Here is an 18726-nt window from a genome sequence, read left to right as displayed (position 1 = left end):
TCCCTCGCTGGTTCGAGAACCGAACCAGTCGACCTATTGCCCGAACGGCGGTGTCCTCGCACATGGAACCGAACGTCTGTTCGATCGACCGCCTGGTTCGAGTCGCACTCGGCGTCGTCCTCGTCGTCGTTGGCCTCGTAGCGTTTCTCGAGGTGATTGCCGTCGGAACGACCGCTGCCGTCGGTGCGCTACTCGTCGGGCTCGTATTACTGGGAACCGGAACGATGCGACTGTGTCCGCTGTACTCGCTGCTGGGAGTCGACACCTGCGGCGGCCAGTAGTCGCCCTGACGCGGAACCGACACACGTTTTCCCACACGCCGAGTTCCTGCAGTCGATGGACCGGATCGACACGGTTGCGATCGTCGGCATCTCGCTGCTCGCCCTCTCGACGACGGCACTCGAGCCGCTGCTCGTGACCGCAGCGTTCGGTGGGTTCTTGCTGTCGCTGTCTGTCTGGCGGCTCTACGGTGGGCGGCCGTGGGAAGCGCTTGGCTGGCTCGCCTGGGTGGTCGCCGCCGTCGCCGTTATCCTCGACCTCGGTGGGATGGCGACGCTTGTCGCCGTCGTCGTCTTCGGCGGCCTCGGCGTGATAGCCCTCCTCGGCGGTCGATTCGGCATTCTGGTGGACGTCTGGAGCGTCGACTAGTCGATTCGGGAGGTGGATGGGTTCTGCGTCGCCGTCTCGATACACCTCGGCCAGGAATCGCTCGAGAATACTTCCCAAAATTCCCCCACAATTACCAGAAAGTAAGGCGCTCACCATGCTTCCGGCGTTGTTCAAACGTGACAAGAAGCCTGCAACGGCGGTTGTAGCCGGGTGTCGAATCGGTAGGAGTGGGACACTCCGAACTGCCCGTAAAGGGAAATCGCCTGCGGAGTCTGGAACCACTGTGGGATCTGTTCCTGCAAGTTCCGACACAGAAACAGGAAGCCCCATCCTCGACAAGCGAGGGCTGGGTAAGCCCGAGCGCGGTAGGGTTGGGTAGTTCACATAATATACCCGATTCCGACAGAACCTCGATAGGGGTGAGAGGCGACTACAGTAGCCACTGCACGTCAGTGCACACCTGATCGCCAGACGGATCGGCGATCAGTGTGTGAATCGTTGCAGTTGTTACGATAGCCGAGGTGGTTCAGAGATCCCCGACCCACTCCGCGAACGGTCCGGTGAGGAAGTCGACGTATTCCAGAATCCCGAGTACGAGCGCGACGATCAGAACGAGGATCACGGGAATCCTGACGGCCCAGATCCAGGCGGTGCCGAGGCTGCCGAGGTCGCCGATCCCGAGTGAGAGTTCCTCGACGGCGATCTGCGACCGGGCCCAGCCGACGAGGATCATCAGCATGAGGCCGCCGAAGACGAGCAGTATCTGGTCGGCGAACAGATCGAAGAGGTCGAGCAACACGAGGTCGGTCGCCGAGGGAATCCCGAGTATGAACATTCCGCCACCGATCACGAACGCGGCGTTCCGGCGCTGGATGCCGCGTTCGTCGATGGCGTAGGAGACGACGACCTCCATCAGGGAGATGGCACTCGAGAGGGCGGCGATGGCGACGGTGGCGAAGAAGACGAAGCCGACGAGCCAGCCGAGCGTGAGGTCGCCGAAGGCGGCCGCCAGCGAGACGAAGATGGCACCGGCACCGGGATCTGCGGGATCGACGCCGGCGGTGAAGAGGATGGGGAAGACGATGAGGCCGGTGACGAAGGCGATCAGGGTGTCGAAGCCGATGACGATCGCGCCGTCTTCGGCGAGGTTCCGATCTTCGCCGAGATAGGAGGCGTAGGTGATCATCACGCCCATCCCCAGCGAGAGCGTGAAGAAGGCCTGCCCTGCCGCCGAGGGGAGGATGCTCGTCCACTCGGTGGCGATGACGCCCCACTCGGGCGAGAGGTAGTAGGTGTAGGCCTCACTCGCACCCTCGAGCGTGAAGGCGTAGACCGCCAGACCGACGGTGATGACGATGATCGCGGGGACCATCACCTTCACCGCGAGTTCGATTCCGCGCTGGATGCCGTAGGCGACGATGGCGATAACGATGGCCATGAAAACGGCGTGCAAGAGGATGGCGTCGAGCCCGCTCGCGAGGTCGACGAACTGGGCTTCTGCCTCGCCGGCGTCGGCGAGGTAGCCGTCCTGGAGCCCCAGTATGGCGTAGCGGATCGTCCATCCGGCGACGACGCTGTAGTACGAGAGGATCACGAAACCGGTGGCGATGAAGACCCAGCCGACGTATTTCCAGGCACCGCCGCCGACCGCTTTCAGCGCGCCGACGGGATTCCGTTCGGTGTACCGGCCGACGACGAACTCGACGAGCATCGCGGGGAAGCCGATCAGGGCGATGAACAGCAGGTAGATCAACAGGAACGCCGCGCCGCCTTCCTGCCCGACCTGGAACGGGAACCGCCAGATGTTCCCGAGACCGACCGCGCTCCCGACGGCCGCGAAGATGAATCCGAGGCGCGTCGCCCACGTCTCACGAGGCGAATCAGCGAGGCCCATCATCCGACCCCTCGAGACCAGGTGGAAAAATGTCACACGACCGTCTCCGGCGACAATCTGCGTTTGCGCCCAGTAGCGTTCGCTTACTTGACGGCGGAGCGTCGGAGACTCGAGAGGACACAGTGGGCCGCGAGCGGTGACGACGGCTCGAGTGTCGAGTGCGATCGTCGAGTGTCGAGCCAGCGGCCCGTCGCGGTGGGTCGACGCCGCCTGCAACGAAAACCGGCGGGTTTTACGCCCGGCAGCGACAGTGTGGGAGTATGAGCACAGACGACTTCCCGACGGACCGCCCCGCGGTGGTGACCTGCGGGTTGCCCTACGCCAACGGCGACCTGCACATCGGGCACCTCCGTGGCTACATCGGCGCGGACGCGTTCACGCGCGCACTGCGCACGCTCGGCCAGCAGGTCGCCTACGTCAGCGGCTCCGACATGCACGGCACGCCCGTCGCCGTCAACGCCGAGGAGGAGGGCGTCGACCCGGAGGAGTTCGCCCTCGAGTGGCACGAGCAGTACGAGGAGACGTTCCCGCAGTTCAACGTCGACTTCGACAACTACGGCCACACCCACGACGAGACGAACACCGCGATCACCCAGGAGATCGTCCGCACGCTGGACGAGGAGGGCTACGTCTACGAGAAGGAGATCCAGGTCGCCTACGACCCCGACGCCGACCAGTACCTCCCCGACCGCTACGTCGTCGGCACCTGCCCCTACTGCGGCGAGGCTGCCCGCGGCGACGAGTGTGACGAGGGCTGTCAGCGCCACCTCGAGCCGGGTGAGGTCGAAGATCCCACGAGCACGATCACGGGCAACCCCGCCGAGTACCGCGAGCGCGCCCACAAGTTCTTCGAGGTCTCGGCGTTCGAGGAGTATCTCACCGACTTTCTCGACGGCCTCGAGGGAACCTCGAACGCGCGCAACCAGCCCCGCCAGTGGATCGAGGACGGCCTCCAGGACTGGTGTATTACCCGCGATATGGACTGGGGGATCGATTATCCCGGGGAGAGCGTTGCTCCGGAGGAGCAACGAGACGAAGGCGGTGAAACCGCCGGAGTGGGGGAGGATCTCGTGCTCTACGTCTGGGTCGACGCACCCATCGAGTACATCTCCTCGACGAAGCAGTACAGCGAACGCGTCGGCATCGAGGAGTACGACTGGCAGGGAGTCTGGCGCGAGGACGGCGACATCGTCCACGTCATCGGCCGCGACATCATCCAGCACCACACTATCTTCTGGCCCGCGATGCTCGAGGCCGCCGACTACAACGCGCCGCGCGCCGTCGCCGCGACGGGCTTCATCACGATCAATGGCAAGGGGCTCTCGACCAGCCGAAACCGGGCGATCTGGGCCAGAGAGTACCTCGAGGAGGGCTTCCATCCCGACCTGCTGCGGTACTATCTGACCACCACGGGCGGTCTCCAGCAGGACGTGGACTTCTCCTGGGACGCCTTCCAGGAGAAGGTCAACGGCGAACTCGTCGGCACCGTCGGCAACTTCTGGTACCGCTCGCTGCTCTTCGCCTACCGGAACTACGAGGGAACGCCCGACGCAGCCGTCTCCGCGGAAGTCGAGAGCCGGATCAACGGCGCGATCGAAGAGGTTCGCGAGGCCGTCAACGACTACGACCTCCGCGGGATCGGTCAGGCGGCGACCCAGCTCGCACAGTTTGGCAACGAGTACATCCAGCGCAACGAACCCTGGAAGCTCACCGACGACGAGCCCGAACGCGCCGCGCAGGTCATCCGCGACTGCGTCCAGATCGCCAAGGCCGTCGCCGTCCTCCTCGAGCCGATCACGCCCGACAAGGCCCAGAACCTGTGGGAACAGCTCGGCGAGGACGACCAGATCGCCGACGCCTACCTCGAGGACGCTCTCGAGGCGCCACCACGGAACTTCGACGAACCCGGTGAACTCTTCGAGAAGATCGAAGACGACCGTGTCGACGAACTCAACGCGAAACTCCAAGAGCGCGTCGCCGCGGCTGCGGACGGTGACGACGATGAAACCGAAAGCGACGACACCGCCGCGGACGAAGCCGACGACATGACAGACGCAGCCGACCTCGAGCCGCTCGCAGAGGACCGTATCAGCTTCGAGGACTTTCAGGACCTGGACATCCGGGTCGGTCGAATCGAGACCGCAGAGGGCATCGACGGCGCAGACGACCTCGCTCGCCTCGAGGTCGACATCGGCTTCGAGACCCGCCAGGTCGTCGCCGGAATCAAGCAACTGCACGACCTCGGCGAACTGCCGGGCGAAAAGTGCGTCCTGCTCGCGAACATGGAACCCGCCGAACTGTTCGGCGTCGAGTCCAACGGCATGATTCTGGCTGCAGGCGAGGAGGCCGACCTGCTGACGACCCACGGTGACGCCGACGTCGGCGAGAAAGTCAGGTAGCGTCGTCCCGTCATTTCTCCCGTTCGGTCTTCCGTTTCACTCGTTATCGGCTCTCTTTTACGATTCTCGCCCCTCACGCTTCGTTCGCCACCATCGAGCCTATGGATAAAACCACTGGGAAATGCATAATATAATTTCGAGTACAGAATGCGTTAAGTCGAAGTGTTATAGTTACTACCAATCGAGGTTACAACCAGTGCCGATGACCGCCCCATACGAGCGGCTGTGTGATCGCCCCCGGACCGACATCGATCGCGCACAGCTGTCCCCCGACGAACGCGCCGCCCTCCGCGTCCTGCGCGTGAACCGCTCGAGCGACGTCCCGCCCGAGTACCGCGGCCAGTTCACCTCCATCTACTACCTCGCAGGTGACGAACGCGCCGCTGCACGCCGGTTCGTCGCCGAGAACCGCGAGCAACTCGAGGCAATCGACGTCTCGAACCCCGACGTGGTCCAGTCGTCGGTTCCGCGCGAGGTGTACGACTGGATCCTCCACTTTCTGGGCGAACGCCGTCTGCGAAAGTACCAGTCGGTCGTCTACGAGCGCCGTCCCGGCGGCACCGAGTGGGTCGTCGACCGATTCCAGTTCGAGGACCGCCCACGTCGCCGATACACCACCAGCAACGGCCGGTCCGTCCGGATCGACCCCGGCGTCGCGCTCGACGACCTCTACGCCCACCTCGATGACCCGATCTGTGAATCCGACCTCCGGGACCACGACGCCGTCGACGGTGCCGTCCAGTACGCCCTCGGCTACTTCTGCGAAGCCGGCGTCTTCGACTGTGCCCCTCTCGAGGTCGACGGTGAGTTCGCCGTTCGAAAAACCGCCACCGACCGACCGTAGCTGCCTCCACTGTCGGCACTGGAGACGCCGATTTCGTCCAGAAACGCCGTCACAGGAGGAACGAACTCTTCCCGGAGGCCCTGCCGTGACGGCGTGATGGTCGCCCAACCCCGTTTTGCTGAGCGAGTGGGTACACCACGTGCACCCACGCTCGCACCTGGATATGCAATTCAAATTAGTCTTGTGGTGTCTACCGTCTCTTCTCCGAGGCGAGTCTCTACACTGCCCGTGGACGCCGTTTTCTCATTTCGACTCGCCTTCCAATCTCGCCCTTAAATACATTCTCCGAACAGAACATAGATTTTATAGTAAATATGTAATAACAGAAGACTTATTGCGGGCGGTGAAAGACCACTCGAGTACCCCTTCCCGGGTGGCCCTGTCGGCGCGTGACGTGCCGTTGGACGAGTGCCGACGACCGCCTCCACAGATGGATCGCCCGCTAATCACCAACCCCAACCCCAAATTCAACGACAACATGAGCGAAACGTCATATCGCGAACAGGGACGTGCCGTGTTCCTGGCCGCGATGATGGTCCTCTCTGTCGTCGCGATGTCCGCAGCGTTCGCGGGCGCGACGGCAGCCCAGGAGGACGTAGACGTCGACGTCGAAATCATCGACGTCGACCCAGCAGAACCGAGCGCCGGTGACGAACTCGATGTCACCGTCGCCTTCGAAAACAACGAAGACGACAACGTAACCGGTGACGTCGAGATCATCGTCGACGACGAGACCATCTTCCTCGACGAGGACCGAACGTTCGGCGAGGACTTCGCCGGCGACATCGAGGAAACCTACGACGTCTCCGACGACGACGCCGGTGAGGACCTCGAAATCGAGGCCTCGTTCCTCGGTGAGACCGACACCGAGACGGTCTCCGTCGAGGAACCCCCGGCCGAGGTCGCTGACGGAATCAACTACGACCACGTCGGCAGCGTCGTCTGGCAGGGACAGGACGTCGTCGCGTACGGCGAACTGATCGACGACAACCACGACGTCGGCGACGACGTCGAACTCCGCGAGGTCGACAGCTTTGGTGACGACGACAGTACCTTCCACGAGGAACTGTCCACGGCACTCGCTGAGGACGTCGGTGCTGACAGCCACGATGACATCAGCTCCGACGAAGTCGTCGTTCCGATCGACACCGACGACCTCGAGGACGAGTACTACTTCGTCGACAGCAGCGCGATGGGGCTCGGAAACGACTTCTCGAGCAGCGACGCCTTCGAAGTGAGCGTTCAGGACCTCGACGTCGACTTCGACGACACCACGGTCACCGACTCGGGGCCCGACGCTGACACCGAAGTCGAGTTCGACTCCCGTCGCGGAAGCTACCACGTGAACGCAAGCGCCGACGGCGACCTCGACGCCGAGGAGCTGTTTGCAATCTTCACGACTGACGAGGCAGACGCATCCGGCTTCGACGACTACGACACGATCGGCGACGCCATCGACGATGACGACGATATCGGTGACCGACAGGACTTCGCCGCAGCCGTCTACAACGAGGGCTACTACATCGGCGTCGACGAAGACCCAGACGACTACGACGGGTACACCTACGGTGACTTCGACGTCGCACTCTACCACGAGGACGCCGACGGTGACGACCTCGACGGCGACGAGAAGGTCGCACTCCTCATCGGCGGCGACGTCGAGGGTGACGTCACCTTCGACGGCATCGACGAGGACGAGTACACGTTCGACTTCAACGTCACTGACACCGAAGCTTCGGACTCCGTCGACGTCGAAGTCACCGAATCCGACGCGACGGCCGACTTCGACCAGAGCGTCTACAGCCAGACCGCTGGTGACATCATCCACGTCAACGTGGACCTCGAAGACACCGACGACGCCTACCTGCAGTTCGGTGACGAAGACAGCGGCTACGTCGACTTCATCTACATCGAAGACGACTCGGACAACGGCGAAGTCGATCTGACGCTCAACACCCGACTGATGGGGACTGGCCACGACCACGCCGTCTTCTCCGACGACGACGACGTCGTCAGTCTCGTCGACCATGCCGACGAGGACGCCCGCGACACCGACTCCGCCAACGTCGGCGGCGCGTTCTCCGGACTGGTCCTCTACGAGGACGAGGTCGACGACGACGAGACGATCAGCTTCAACGAGTACCTCGACGAACTCGACCTCGCCGACGACGAGGAAGGCGCGGCGTTCGACCAGCTCGTCCGCCCGCTGCAGGCGACCGACTACCCGCTTCGCAGCGCAGACGGCCACTTCGTCGCCGACGACGGCGAGGCCGACGTCGACAACGAACTCGACGCCGCGACCGTCGACCTGACGACCCCGAGCGTCGAAGAAATTTCGACCCTCGTCGCACCCGAAGACAGCGCCGACGAGCACGACCTCGCGGAACTGCTCGGCGACGACGACGAAGAAGCCACGATGACCGAGCGCACCGACATCGCCGAGGACGACCGTCTCATCGTCCGCGCAGAAGCCTCCGGGATCTTCGGTGCAATGATCGCACTCGAAGAAGACGAGTACGACCCACTCGAGGACGGCTTCGAACCGCAGACGGTCCACGAGCTGAACCAGCTCGACGGTGAGGGCGTCACCATCGAAATCGAAGGCGACGACCGCGTCGGCAACCAGGACCCGAACTACGTCGACTTCGAGAACGCTGACGATGACGACGTGATCGTCTTCGCCAACAACGAGGAAGGCGAACTCTACATCGTCGTCGACACGAGTTCCTCGAACGCGTTCGATCGCAGCTACGAAGACGGTGACGCCTTCGAAGCCGTGATCGAGTACGAGACCGACGAGGACGACCGGTTCTACTTCGCCGGCGACGGCTGGACCGGCGGTGCTGGTGACAGCGCCGGCGACGGTGACACCGACGAAGCGGCGTTCCCGTACTTCGCCGCAGACTCAACCGAATCCGTGAGCACCGAGTTCGAGATGGTCGACCGAGACGTCTGGTTCGACAACTTAGACGAGGACGACAACGTCCAGCTCGAGACCAGCGACTCGGCCGTCGTGACGGGTGAGACCAACGTCGCACCCGGCTCGGAAGCCGACATCCGCATCACCAACGCCGGTGACACGGACAGCTTCCTGCACACGGTCGACGCCGAGATCAACTCCGACGGCGACTTCGAGAGCGAAGAAGTCGACTTCAGCGAGCGCGACGAAGACGACGAAGCAGAACTCGACTTCCGTGTCTACGGTAGCTCCGTCGACGACGCCGACGGGATCTTCGTCGAAGAACTGGTCGACGATGGCGACGACGCGCCTGCTGATGACGGTGCCGACGACACTGCTGACGACGACGGTACCGATGACGACGCACCTGCTGACGACGGCGTCGACGAGCCGGCTGACGACGGCGTCGACGAGCCGACTGACGACGACGAGGACGGCGTCCCAGGCTTCGGCCTCGCCGTCGCTGTCGTCGCACTGCTTGCCGCCGCGATGCTGGCACTCCGCCGTCAGTAAGGAACCGTCTTCGCGAATCGATCACTGACCACCGGACCACCCGGTTTCACACCGCTTTTTTCGCGTCGATAGCAGTCCGTTAGCACCGCCGACCGGAACGCTGGCTCTCCCTCGACGACGTGGGCGTGAGCGTGCCAGATCGCCGGTGAAATTCCATCCACAGCGCAGCCGCGGCCGTGAACTCCTCGGCGCTCGCGTAGCCCCGTTTTAGGTACGGCTCCCCCTCGAGTGTGAGCACTTCGAGGAAGGTGCCGTAGCGCTCGAGCTGGCGTTCGATTCGGTTCACTTCCCGCCAGGCGCGGTCGTGGTACCCGTACTGGGCGAGCCCAATCGCGTACGCAAAGCTGTTCCACGGCCAGATGCACGCGTGATAATCGCGGTGGGCGAGAAAGACTGGGCGCACCGCCGTCGGAGCGAACGGCTTCGCGCGCAGTCGCGTCCCACACTCGGTCTCGAGCACCTGTATCGAGTCTGCGATTCGGTCGGCCCGTTCTTGGTCGACGAGTCCGAAGTACAGCGGGACGACGTTGGCATCACAGGCCAGTACCGGCGATCCCCGCCGCTCGGCGAAGTAATCGCCGGTCCAGAGCTGTGAGACGAGTCCACCGCGAATCGCGTCCGAGTGGCCGGTGTAGGTCGTCTCGATCCCGCGTCGCTCCAGTCGCTCGACGGCAGCCAGCAGCATCGCGGTGTTGTAGGCTTCCCGCGGCCCCGACGCCGAATCGAACCAGGAACTCCCTGCTCCCGACACGATGGCGTGTGCTCGTCGAAGAATCGCGCTCTATGGAGGGCGGCCATCGACCGGACGTCGGCAGCACGGGCTTCGAGTCTGCCCACCACCTCGAGGAGAATCACGAGCGCCGGAAACGTATCGACACCCTCGGCGGGCGTGGCGACGTTCCCGCCCGCGTGAAAGTCGGTATAGAAGGTGGTATCGATCGCGTCGAGCATCCGCTCGGTAACCGACCGGAGCGATTCCTCGAATCCCGCTGCTGTGACTCCTTCGGCCGCGAAACAGAGGTCTCGTGGCCAGACGCCCGGAAAGTGACTCCCGGCGCTGAACCCTCGTCTGGCACCATCACGCAGTATTTCCTCGGCGGCGCACTCGAGAGGTCCTCGATCCGTATATCCCCGGAGCCGTTTCTCGGCGTAGTGGCTGAGCCGCCGATACGCGACGGTCGGATAGTACGAGAGCGGGGGACGTTCCGCTGTGGGCGGCATTGAGCGCTCGAGCATTGTGCCCACACGTTTCAGCCCCTCGTGGGACCCACTCCCAGTTGCTATCTATCCACGCCGGACAGTTCGAGACCACTGACTGTCGTCAGGTCGTGACTGATCTCTCGAGGCGGCTTCTGACCGCCCAACGCGGGACCTGTGGTGACCTCCCGCTCGAGTCGCTTCCGGAAACAGGCCGCCGGCTCTCGAGGTGGATAACAGTTCCTCCCAGATGTGAGCCACGGTCCGAGCAAGCGTCTCCCCCGATTCAAACCTGGCGAGCAACGCTCGCGGGACCAGGGGCGACTCTCGCGCCTTCACATGGGCACTTCGGTGAAACGAATGTCGAACGGGACTCTCGAATCCACCTCACCTGCCGGGATAAAGGACGTCTCTCGACATTTCGGACGGCAGTACGGTTCACTGTTACGGTCACTCCTCGTATCGATTTTCGGCCCGGTCACGCCAGCTCGCCTGTTGTCTGCGTTCTGTGATGTGCTCTTTCCCGTCTGCGAGGTCTTCTCGGACGTCCCGCTCAAATCCGCTTACCTCGGTCAAAAAATCGCGCTTGAACGACTCGACGATTTCGTAGGTCCACATATTCTCGAGGATACCGGTCGGTAGCGCTTCGTCGCGCAGCAGGTCCGCTCGCTCCTCGTGTCCGGCTTTCCTGAGTATTTCCTCTGCGTCGTACAGATGATCCATTCCACGGCCGATAGCATGATGGAAGTCGAGGAGGCTTCCGTATCCCCGATAGAGGTGCTCGACACCGAGTTGTAGCTCGTGAAGTGCCTGCCGTTCTTCTTCCGTCAGATCGATATCGTCAGCGCGAGTCATACGGCCGCACTCCTGCGTTCGGCGGACAAAACAGCACTGCTTGCTACACGATGACGATCTCCACCGTGTATTCGCACCACGTCGAGACGTGTTCACGTCGTTGTGCGCTACTCGGTTCGAATCCGGACGAATCGTACAATATACCGCTCGCGCCTGGTTCGCGAGAAAATGCGCCTCCCGGATTTGAACCACGCGAAGACGGTCGCTCGCTTCGCTCGCGCTGCGACGTCTCTAGTTCAAATCCGTTCGACGTCAGTCCCTACACCCGTTCGCTACGCTCACGGGTTTGAAACATGCCGCCTCCCGGATTTGAACCGGGGACAGCTCGATCTTCAGTCGAGTGCTCTCCCAGTCTGAGCTAAGGCGGCGCATCTAACACTCCGTGCATGGTATAAAAAAGGATTTCGAATCGAGACGACTCGAGTTTCCGATACGATCGGACGACAGCATCCCACTGTGTCGCCTCGAGATGGCGGTTTCGTCGTCGCATCGAAATCGGTCGGGAGTACTCGTCGCCCGGGTGGATCCCGCCGTGCCTGCACCTGCGTGGTAACCCGAGGATACAGCCGCGCGATTCCACGCCGTCCCGCCGACTGTTGGATTTGTGGATATTCAAGACACCCTTTTGCGCGTCGGGAAGTTACTCCCTGTTATGGAGTCACTAGCCTCGAGAAGTGGCGGTCGGCAACTCTCGGCCGACACCATCCTCGAGCTGCTGGCCAACCGGCGCCGTCGGTACCTGCTGTACGCCCTCCGCGGACGAGAGGACCCGATCGAGCTGTCGACGCTGGCCGAGCAGATCGCAGGCTGGGAACACGACGTGCCACCAGACGAGGTGGCAAAAAACGAGTACAAGAGCGTCTACGTCTCTTCCGTCCAGTGTCACGTGCCAAAGCTGGCGGACGCCGGCGTCGTCGACCACGACGAGGACAACCACACCGTCGTCCTGGGCGATAACTTCGATCAACTCGAGCCGTACCTGCGAGTTGTCGTCCAGGACGAGCCAGAAAACTCGACGTTACACGCCGCTCTCGAAGACGACTCGAGCGACGGCTTCATCAGTCAGCTCAAGGAGAACGTGGCCCGACTCAAGCACTGATTAGCGTCGGTTTCTGGCCACTAGGACGCTGAAACTGAATCGAACGATCGATCCTCGTTCGAACCTGTAACTCACGTTCGTTCGTTCCGGAAATGGGCTCGGGCGGGTTCGAACCACGGTCGGAGAAAGCTCCTCCCTGATTCGAACCACCACTCGCAACAAATTTCTGCCGCTCACGAGTTGTTCGCGGCAGAAATATGGGCTCGGGCGGGTTCGAACCACCGACCTCGGCCTTGTAAAGGCCGCGTCATGACCAGCTAGACCACGAGCCCGTACCCGGACCAAGTCTCCCCGTGCGAATAACCTTTACTTTCTCGCGTTGCACCGGGGTGCATGGTCCTCGAGCGCGTCTGGAAGGGGCTCCTCCTCGTGGTCGCAGTTGCGATCCTCGTGGCGGCCGTCTTCCAGCTTGGAATTGTTTCGGCCCCGTGGAGTGACGACGCAGCCGACGTCCGCGTCCTCGGTGACGACGGCGACCTCAAAGCCGAAGTCGACGTCGAGGTCGCAGACACCCAGCAAGAACGGTACACGGGGCTGAGCGACCACGAGTCGCTCGAGCCCGGTGACGGGATGCTCTTCGTCCACGACGACGAAGACGAGCGGACGTACGTGATGCGCGAGATGGACTTCGACATCGACATCGTCTTCGTCGACGCCGATCGCGAGATCACGTCGATCCAGCACGCTCGCGCACCCGAACCCGGCGAGGACGGCGAGAACCTCCGGTACACTGGCGATGCCCAGTACGTGCTCGAGGTGCCACGGGGCTACGCGAACGAGACCGAGATGGCCGTCGGCGATACGCTCGAAATCGATTACGAGGAGTAACGAGCTGGTGAGCCAGCTCTGTATCGCTCGTCTCTCGAGGAGGACCGTCGGAACCGGCCCCACTCGAGTGATTGCTCTCGGCCCGTCTCGAGTCGATCGGTCGCGCCCCGGTCTGAGAACGGAATCTTCCCCCTCGAAAACCCTTATTGGTGGCGCTCCCGGAGCGAGCCACAATGGATGGCGTCGACTGGGACGAAGACGATCCGTTCGAGGAGCAACGGGACAGCGTCGAGAGTCCCATGCGCCGACTCCTCGTCGAGTACGGTCGTCCCTACTGGTTCTCGGTGTCGATCGGACTGATCGCGAGCGTGCTCGCGCGGGCGCTCGATTTGCTCCCCGCGTTGATGCTTGCGGTAGCGATCGACGCGGTCTTCTCCGACGCCGCGTTCGCCGAACAGGTGCCGCTGTCGGCGCTGCCGGAAGCGTGGCTGCCGACGACCGAGATGGGACAGTTCACGTTCGTAGTCGTCGTTATCGCCGGCTCGTTCGCGTTCGGGGCGATATTCCACTGGCTACGCAACTGGGGGTTCAACGCCTTCTCCCAGAGCGTTCAACACGACGTCCGGACGGCCACCTACGACAAGATGCAGCGTCTCGACATGGAGTTCTTCGCGAACAAGCAGACCGGCGAGATGATGTCGGTGCTCAGCAACGACGTCAACCAGCTCGAGCGCTTCCTGAACGAGGGGATGAACTCCGCGACGCGGCTGATCGTGATGGTCGTCGGCATCACCGTCCTGCTGTTCTGGCTCGAGCCCCAGCTCGCACTCGTCTCGCTCGCCCCGGTCCCGCTGATCGCGATGTTCACCTACCTCTTCGTCAAGAAGATCCAGCCGAAGTACGCCGCCGTCCGCTCGTCGGTCGGGAAGGTAAACTCCAGACTCGAGAACAACCTCGGCGGGATCAACGTCATCAAATCTTCGAACACCGAGTCTTTCGAGTCCGGTCGCGTCGAGGACGTCTCCCGGAAGTACTACGACACCAACTGGGGAGCTATCTGGCTGCGAATCAAGTTCTTTCCCGGGCTGCAGTTGATCTCGGGGATCGGGTTCGTCCTCACCTTCCTCGTCGGTGGCTACTGGGTTTTCACCGGGACCGGCCCCGGTCCCATCACGGGCGAACTCGCCGTCGGGACGTTCGTCGTTTTCATCATGTACACCCAGCAACTCGTCTGGCCCATGGCCCAGTTCGGGCAAGTCATCAACATGTACCAGCGTGCCGAGGCCTCGAGCGAGCGCATCTTCGGGTTGATGGACGAACAGGGGCGGATCGAGCGCGACGCCAACGCCGACGAACTCGAGGTCTACGAGGGCCGCGTCGCCTACGAGCGGGTCGGCTTCGCCTACGACGACGGCGAACCCGTCCTCGAGGACGTCTCCTTCGAGGTCGACGGTGGCGAGACGGTCGCGCTCGTCGGGCCGACGGGCGCCGGGAAGTCCACGGTCCTGAAACTCCTCTTGCGGCTGTACGACGTTGACGAGGGGACCATCCGCATCGACGGGCAGGACGTCCGGGACGTCTCGCTCTCGAGTCTCCGTCGGTCGATGGGCTACGTGGGTCAGGAGTCGTTTCTCTTCTACGGGACCGTCGAGGAGAACATCGCCTACGGCTCGTTCGACGCCTCCCGCGAGGAGATCGAGGCTGCCGCCAGAGCGGCGGAGGCCCACGACTTCGTCCAGAACCTCCCCGATGGATACGACACCATGGTCGGCGAACGCGGCGTCAAACTCTCGGGTGGCCAGCGCCAGCGGATCGCCATCGCCCGCGCGGTGCTCGAGGACCCCGACATCCTCGTCCTCGACGAGGCAACCAGCGACGTCGACACCGAGACCGAGATGCTCATTCAGCGCTCGATCGACGACCTCACCGAAGACCGAACCACGTTCGCCATCGCCCACCGCCTCTCGACGATCAAGGACGCAGACCAGATCCTCGTCTTAGAGGGCGGGCAGATCGTCGAACGCGGCACCCACGCGAAACTGCTCGAGGAAGACGGCCTCTACGCCCATCTCTGGGGGGTACAGGCCGGCGAGATCGACGACCTCCCACAGGAGTTCATCGAGCGTGCCCAGCGGCGGCAGGCGCGGACGGAAGCGAAACAGTACGACTAAACTAATTGAACGCTCTGGTTCAAATCCCCAAACCTCTATTTCTGGCCGTGTGATTTCGATTTAAAACCCCATCTAACCATCGGTTCTTTTGGAAAAAGCAATTCAAATCATGGCGGATAGCGCAGCATGCAGCCATTTTCTCTTGCCGTCTACCACAATCTGTTTTTCTTTGACCGCGATGCGCGACGGCTATGCCGTCGGAGAGTCGCTCTGTGCTCCGAGAATCTGTGCGTCCAATTCCAGATTGCGCCGTGAGAACGGTCAATACCGAGTAAGTTGAGCACTGCGACGACCTCTCGGACCGCCAATTCCATCGAATGCAGTCGCACCCCGACACCTGTTAGGGTGGTCGGGGTGCGCTCGTTCTCCCAAACTTCACTACAATTCACGTCCAAGGTTTCTCTGACCAGGTCGGCGAGTTGCGTGAGTACTTCTCGCCACTACCTGCTCGTCCCTCAAACTCTCATCTAAACAGTGCAAAACGCTCCTCGAAAGCAAACTCAGAGGGGACACAAAAATTTAATTGATACAAGGGTGTGTAATACGTTGAGGGTAATTACAATGGTGGTTAACAATAAGGTAAGTTATAAATCGGTCGTTGAATATGCTGGGATTTTACTTATGCTCTCACTTCTAATACTGACTATTGGTCTTGGGTATCGGTCATACGATCAAAACAATATTGAATTATTAATAATGAATATATTTCTGTCCTATACATTTACTATAATATTGATCAAGTGGCTTGGTATTTTGGGGGATGTATATCTGTTAGTCTATTCCACTGGGTCTTTAATTATCTTAGGTTATGGATATATAATAACCGGTAGTTTGGGATATGCATTTTCAACCTTTGTCGTGACGCTCATTTTCATTTACTCACTTTCTCCCTCTGCATCATATATTGCGAATAGATTATATTGAGTAAATTACTGAATGACAGATCTAACGAATGAAATAGTTGTGTTATTCTTCCGCTGGTTTATTAGAAATCGGGTGTCAATTGCTATATTGTTCTTTGGAGACTCTATCGCTGTCAAACTAGTAGTATGGCGCAACGGCACTGTCTAGATGAGAGTTTGAGGGACGAGCAGGTAGTGGCGAGAAGTGCTCACGCAACTCGCCGATCAGCTCAGAAAAACCTTGGACGTGAATTGTAGTGAGGTTTGGGAGACGAGCGCACCCCGACCACCCTAACAGGTGTCGGGGTGCGATTGCATTCGATTGGATTATCGGTTCGAGAGGTCGTCGCCGTTCATTCTCGCTGGTCGCGGAACAGACCAACGGTACGTAATCCCAGCAAAAGCTGCCGACGAATCGACGATCTGACTCCTGCTGGCCAATACTCAGCAGGAGTCGCTCACCGTTTATACTAACGGCTTTCGAGCGTACGAACCGCTCGAAGAGGACGACGCATCCAACCGTGAATACGTCGTCCACGGTGATGGCGAATACACCGACGATGAAACACACGTCAACACTTGTGAGGGCCACGCGTCGCTGACGCGACGGCGGCTCTCGCTAGATCGAGGAATCTCCAAGAACAAACTGACACCGTATTTCAGAGCGTTTCAACTACGGCGGTAGTTATGCCCAAAACCCGAGCGAGCCCCGCTCAAACACGCTATTTGAGCTACAATCGAAATCAACAATGCACTATGGGGGACCATAATTCAAATATTATATTCTATACACCTAAATAGTTAATAGAAACTATTATAATTATAACCATAGGATATTGGTATGGATGGTTAGAAAAAAGAGGTCCCACAAAACAAAGATGAATCGAAGACGAATTTTGTCTGTAGCGGCAGGATCAGTTACGCTAATTGGAATCCCGTCAGTGGCCGCGTCGACCGAACCAAAAAAAGGAACATCTTTCTGGAGAAGATGAGGAACCAGCTTTCAAAATGGAAGATAGCAAGCTTGTATTTAAGCAATCAATCAAAGAAGAGAGTGAAAACAACTTGGAGGGAATTGAACAGCAAGTAAACAAACAAAAAGAAAATGGTCTCATTGATGTTGAAGAAAAGGATAACGGGGTAATCTTAGTTCCCACTGAACAGGGGTTAGAAGAGAAACAATACCAAGGTTTAACACCACACAGTAGTGGAAACGAAAATTACATTTCAGATGATAGGAGTACATCTGGAACTCCTTGGCAAACCCACCTGATCAAATTGGATTATGATAATACCCAGTTAGCTCAAGAGGTAATGTTAGGGCGTATTGGTCTCGAAAGTGGTGCCGCAACTATCGCAACAAAATTTGGTCCAAAAGGGTACATAGTCGCCGCGGCATTGGCAGTGCTCGCCTTCCAAGACGGAATCTCTGTGAGCCGACTTGATCACGAGAAGGGTGATACCGGGGACCGTGAGCTAGGTGTCCAGTTTACATTCAGGTGGGCCCGTAATTGCACTGACATACCAGTTGTTCCCGGTGAAGTGTGTTTAGGCTTCAGTGAAAACCCACAAATTGTAGAAGATGCTATTGGTATACTGACCGGTAGGGTTTCGGATGTTGAAAGCCAATAATTGAACTGACGTAATCTGGCATCCTAACCAGAGCTGAATGGATTTATCTATTATAGTCGGTGGTCTCGGCCTATCAGTGTCTTATACACAATTTCTTCCATTAATGCCGAATTTGATTGCTAAAATAATTTCAGGACTCTGTGTCCTTCGTCATCCGGCGTCCCCTCATCTTGTCGCTCCTCACCGGACGCGGCCGGCGTCCGGTCGCTGTAGTTCTTCTGACCTATCACCTCGTCGCCGACCATGTTCATGATCGTGGTTTTGCTCTCGTCGTAGCCGCTGTATTTGTCCTCCTTCAACGGGCCGATCAGATCCTCGTGCTCGAGGGCGGACGGATCGTCGAACGCGGCACCCACGCGAAACTGCTCGAGGAAGACGGCCTCTACGCCCATCTCTGGGGGGTACAGGCCGGCGAGATCGACGACCTCCCACAGGAGTTCATCGAGCGTGCCCAGCGCAGACAGGCGCGGACGGAAGTCGAGGTGGACGCGGACGCCGGGGACGACGACTGAGTGAGTCGAACGGTCGGCTCTAACCGCTAGAACGACTGCTGTTCTCGCTGATCGTCTTGCCCCGGTGCCCCCTCGTCCTGACGCTGCTCACCGCTCGCTGGCGGCGTCCGGTCACTGTAGTTCTTCCGTCCGATCGCCTCGTCGCCGACCATGTTCATGATCGCCTGTTCGACCTCGTCGTAGCCGCCGTACTCGTCTTCGTTTAACGGGCCGATCAGCTCCTCGAGCGTCGTCTCGTGGTCGTCCATCTCGATTTCGGCGTCGCCGTATTCGTCGAGTAACTCGTCGTGCTCGAGCGGGTACGCCGCCGACTCGAGTTGGTCCTCGAGGTCGCCGAGTTCGACGCCGAGTGTGCGAGAGTCGTCGGTCATG

General features: G+C 60.4%; 15 protein-coding genes, 2 tRNA genes and 4 pseudogenes. 13 read left to right on the top strand and 8 right to left on the bottom strand.

The features are described 5' to 3' along the window. Nucleotides 1-62 precede the first annotated feature (62 nt). Entirely contained in the window at nucleotides 63-281 is a 219-nt protein-coding gene (locus tag B1756_RS06505; protein ID WP_086887809.1) for a YgaP-like transmembrane domain, read from the top strand. Between the two features lie 55 nt (nucleotides 282-336). Further along, nucleotides 337-648 (top strand): hypothetical protein, encoded by a 312-nt coding sequence (locus tag B1756_RS06500; protein ID WP_086887808.1) that lies wholly within the window; start codon nucleotides 337-339, stop codon nucleotides 646-648. Between the two features lie 487 nt (nucleotides 649-1135). Here the strand turns inward: B1756_RS06500 and B1756_RS06495 are convergent, their stop codons facing one another. Then, on the bottom strand, nucleotides 1136-2503 hold the full coding sequence (locus B1756_RS06495; RefSeq protein WP_086887807.1) for a sodium-dependent transporter: 1368 nt from the start codon (nucleotides 2501-2503) through the stop codon (nucleotides 1136-1138). Between the two features lie 260 nt (nucleotides 2504-2763). Between B1756_RS06495 and metG the strand changes: the two genes are divergently transcribed. From metG to B1756_RS06480, 3 genes are all read left to right on the top strand, one after another. Continuing rightward, nucleotides 2764-4902 (top strand): methionine--tRNA ligase, encoded by a 2139-nt coding sequence (gene metG, locus B1756_RS06490; RefSeq protein ID WP_086887806.1) that lies wholly within the window; start codon nucleotides 2764-2766, stop codon nucleotides 4900-4902. Between the two features lie 202 nt (nucleotides 4903-5104). Beyond that, on the top strand, nucleotides 5105-5746 hold the full coding sequence (locus tag B1756_RS06485; RefSeq protein ID WP_086887805.1) for a hypothetical protein: 642 nt from the start codon (nucleotides 5105-5107) through the stop codon (nucleotides 5744-5746). A 478-nt stretch (nucleotides 5747-6224) separates the two neighbouring features. Then, nucleotides 6225-9218: a BGTF surface domain-containing protein gene (locus tag B1756_RS06480; RefSeq protein WP_161493153.1), complete on the top strand. Its 2994-nt coding sequence runs from the start codon at nucleotides 6225-6227 to the stop codon at nucleotides 9216-9218. Nucleotides 9219-9297: 79 nt separating this feature from the next. On the opposite strand, the gene B1756_RS19830 is transcribed toward B1756_RS06480, so the two are convergent. Further along, entirely contained in the window at nucleotides 9298-9969 is a 672-nt protein-coding gene (locus B1756_RS19830) for a glucosidase family protein (protein WP_228434505.1), read from the bottom strand. Nucleotides 9970-9977: 8 nt separating this feature from the next. Here B1756_RS19830 and B1756_RS19825 point away from each other — a divergent pair, with 8 nt between their 5' ends. Further along, nucleotides 9978-10442: a hypothetical protein gene (locus B1756_RS19825; RefSeq protein WP_228434503.1), complete on the top strand. Its 465-nt coding sequence runs from the start codon at nucleotides 9978-9980 to the stop codon at nucleotides 10440-10442. A gap of 423 nt (nucleotides 10443-10865) precedes the next feature. Here B1756_RS19825 and B1756_RS06470 read toward each other — a convergent pair whose 3' ends face one another. Together B1756_RS06470 and B1756_RS06465 are read right to left on the bottom strand one after the other, a co-directional pair. Beyond that, nucleotides 10866-11270: a hypothetical protein gene (locus tag B1756_RS06470; RefSeq protein ID WP_086887803.1), complete on the bottom strand. Its 405-nt coding sequence runs from the start codon at nucleotides 11268-11270 to the stop codon at nucleotides 10866-10868. A 294-nt stretch (nucleotides 11271-11564) separates the two neighbouring features. Next, nucleotides 11565-11638: transfer RNA gene (locus B1756_RS06465), tRNA-Phe, on the bottom strand. A 284-nt stretch (nucleotides 11639-11922) separates the two neighbouring features. Here B1756_RS06465 and B1756_RS06460 point away from each other — a divergent pair. After that, nucleotides 11923-12369, top strand: coding sequence for a DUF7344 domain-containing protein (locus B1756_RS06460; RefSeq protein WP_086887802.1), 447 nt, complete (start codon nucleotides 11923-11925; stop codon nucleotides 12367-12369). Between the two features lie 198 nt (nucleotides 12370-12567). On the opposite strand, the gene B1756_RS06455 is transcribed toward B1756_RS06460, so the two are convergent. Then, nucleotides 12568-12641 (bottom strand) — tRNA-Val (locus tag B1756_RS06455). 61 nt (nucleotides 12642-12702) lie between these two features. On the opposite strand from B1756_RS06455, the gene B1756_RS06450 reads away from it, so the two are divergent. Together B1756_RS06450 and B1756_RS06445 are read left to right on the top strand one after the other, a co-directional pair. Then, a complete protein-coding gene (locus B1756_RS06450; protein ID WP_086887801.1) occupies nucleotides 12703-13197 on the top strand; it encodes a DUF192 domain-containing protein in 495 nt (164 codons plus the stop codon). Nucleotides 13198-13370: 173 nt separating this feature from the next. Then, nucleotides 13371-15308 carry an ABC transporter ATP-binding protein gene (locus tag B1756_RS06445; RefSeq protein WP_086887800.1) on the top strand — a complete coding sequence of 646 codons (1938 nt, stop codon included), beginning with the start codon at nucleotides 13371-13373 and terminating at the stop codon, nucleotides 15306-15308. 117 nt (nucleotides 15309-15425) lie between these two features. Here B1756_RS06445 and B1756_RS06440 read toward each other — a convergent pair. Beyond that, a pseudogene (locus tag B1756_RS06440) lies at nucleotides 15426-15718 on the bottom strand (IS6 family transposase); the annotation flags it as partial. Between the two features lie 697 nt (nucleotides 15719-16415). Between B1756_RS06440 and B1756_RS06435 the strand changes: the two are divergent. The 3 genes and pseudogenes from B1756_RS06435 to B1756_RS19180 form a co-directional block, all read left to right on the top strand. Continuing rightward, nucleotides 16416-16564: pseudogene (locus tag B1756_RS06435) on the top strand (IS6 family transposase); the annotation flags it as partial. After that, nucleotides 16563-16895 (top strand): annotated as a pseudogene (locus tag B1756_RS06430) (transposase); the annotation flags it as partial. The pseudogenes B1756_RS06435 and B1756_RS06430, both read left to right, overlap by 2 nt. 323 nt (nucleotides 16896-17218) lie before the next feature. Beyond that, nucleotides 17219-17842 (top strand): hypothetical protein, encoded by a 624-nt coding sequence (locus B1756_RS19180; protein ID WP_152031265.1) that lies wholly within the window; start codon nucleotides 17219-17221, stop codon nucleotides 17840-17842. Nucleotides 17843-17961: 119 nt separating this feature from the next. Here the strand turns inward: B1756_RS19180 and B1756_RS19570 are convergent, their stop codons facing one another. Continuing rightward, nucleotides 17962-18141, bottom strand: coding sequence for a hypothetical protein (locus B1756_RS19570; RefSeq protein WP_186336543.1), 180 nt, complete (start codon nucleotides 18139-18141; stop codon nucleotides 17962-17964). On the opposite strand from B1756_RS19570, the pseudogene B1756_RS06425 reads away from it, so the two are divergent. Beyond that, nucleotides 18142-18354, top strand: a pseudogene (locus tag B1756_RS06425) (ABC transporter ATP-binding protein); the annotation flags it as partial. A 26-nt stretch (nucleotides 18355-18380) separates the two neighbouring features. Here the strand turns inward: B1756_RS06425 and B1756_RS06420 are convergent. Beyond that, complete coding sequence (locus B1756_RS06420; RefSeq protein ID WP_086887799.1) at nucleotides 18381-18725, bottom strand: DUF5789 family protein; 345 nt, start codon at nucleotides 18723-18725, stop codon at nucleotides 18381-18383. Nucleotide 18726 lies beyond the last annotated feature (1 nt).

Source organism: Natrarchaeobaculum aegyptiacum (assembly GCF_002156705.1).
In the GTDB taxonomy this organism is placed as follows: Archaea; Halobacteriota; Halobacteria; order Halobacteriales; family Natrialbaceae; genus Natrarchaeobaculum; species Natrarchaeobaculum aegyptiacum.
This window is presented reverse-complemented; position numbering and strand designations above follow the sequence as displayed.

Coding starts and splice junctions, on each gene's coding strand:
- B1756_RS06505 (WP_086887809.1), top strand. CDS start 63: ATGGAACCGAACGTCTGTTCGATCGACCGCCTGGTTCGAGTCGCACTC.
- B1756_RS06500 (WP_086887808.1), top strand. CDS start 337: ATGGACCGGATCGACACGGTTGCGATCGTCGGCATCTCGCTGCTCGCC.
- B1756_RS06495 (WP_086887807.1), bottom strand. CDS start 2,503: ATGGGCCTCGCTGATTCGCCTCGTGAGACGTGGGCGACGCGCCTCGGA.
- metG (WP_086887806.1), top strand. CDS start 2,764: ATGAGCACAGACGACTTCCCGACGGACCGCCCCGCGGTGGTGACCTGC.
- B1756_RS06485 (WP_086887805.1), top strand. CDS start 5,105: ATGACCGCCCCATACGAGCGGCTGTGTGATCGCCCCCGGACCGACATC.
- B1756_RS06480 (WP_161493153.1), top strand. CDS start 6,225: ATGAGCGAAACGTCATATCGCGAACAGGGACGTGCCGTGTTCCTGGCC.
- B1756_RS06470 (WP_086887803.1), bottom strand. CDS start 11,270: ATGACTCGCGCTGACGATATCGATCTGACGGAAGAAGAACGGCAGGCA.
- B1756_RS06460 (WP_086887802.1), top strand. CDS start 11,923: ATGGAGTCACTAGCCTCGAGAAGTGGCGGTCGGCAACTCTCGGCCGAC.
- B1756_RS06450 (WP_086887801.1), top strand. CDS start 12,703: ATGGTCCTCGAGCGCGTCTGGAAGGGGCTCCTCCTCGTGGTCGCAGTT.
- B1756_RS06445 (WP_086887800.1), top strand. CDS start 13,371: ATGGATGGCGTCGACTGGGACGAAGACGATCCGTTCGAGGAGCAACGG.
- B1756_RS19180 (WP_152031265.1), top strand. CDS start 17,219: ATGGAAGATAGCAAGCTTGTATTTAAGCAATCAATCAAAGAAGAGAGT.
- B1756_RS06420 (WP_086887799.1), bottom strand. CDS start 18,725: ATGACCGACGACTCTCGCACACTCGGCGTCGAACTCGGCGACCTCGAG.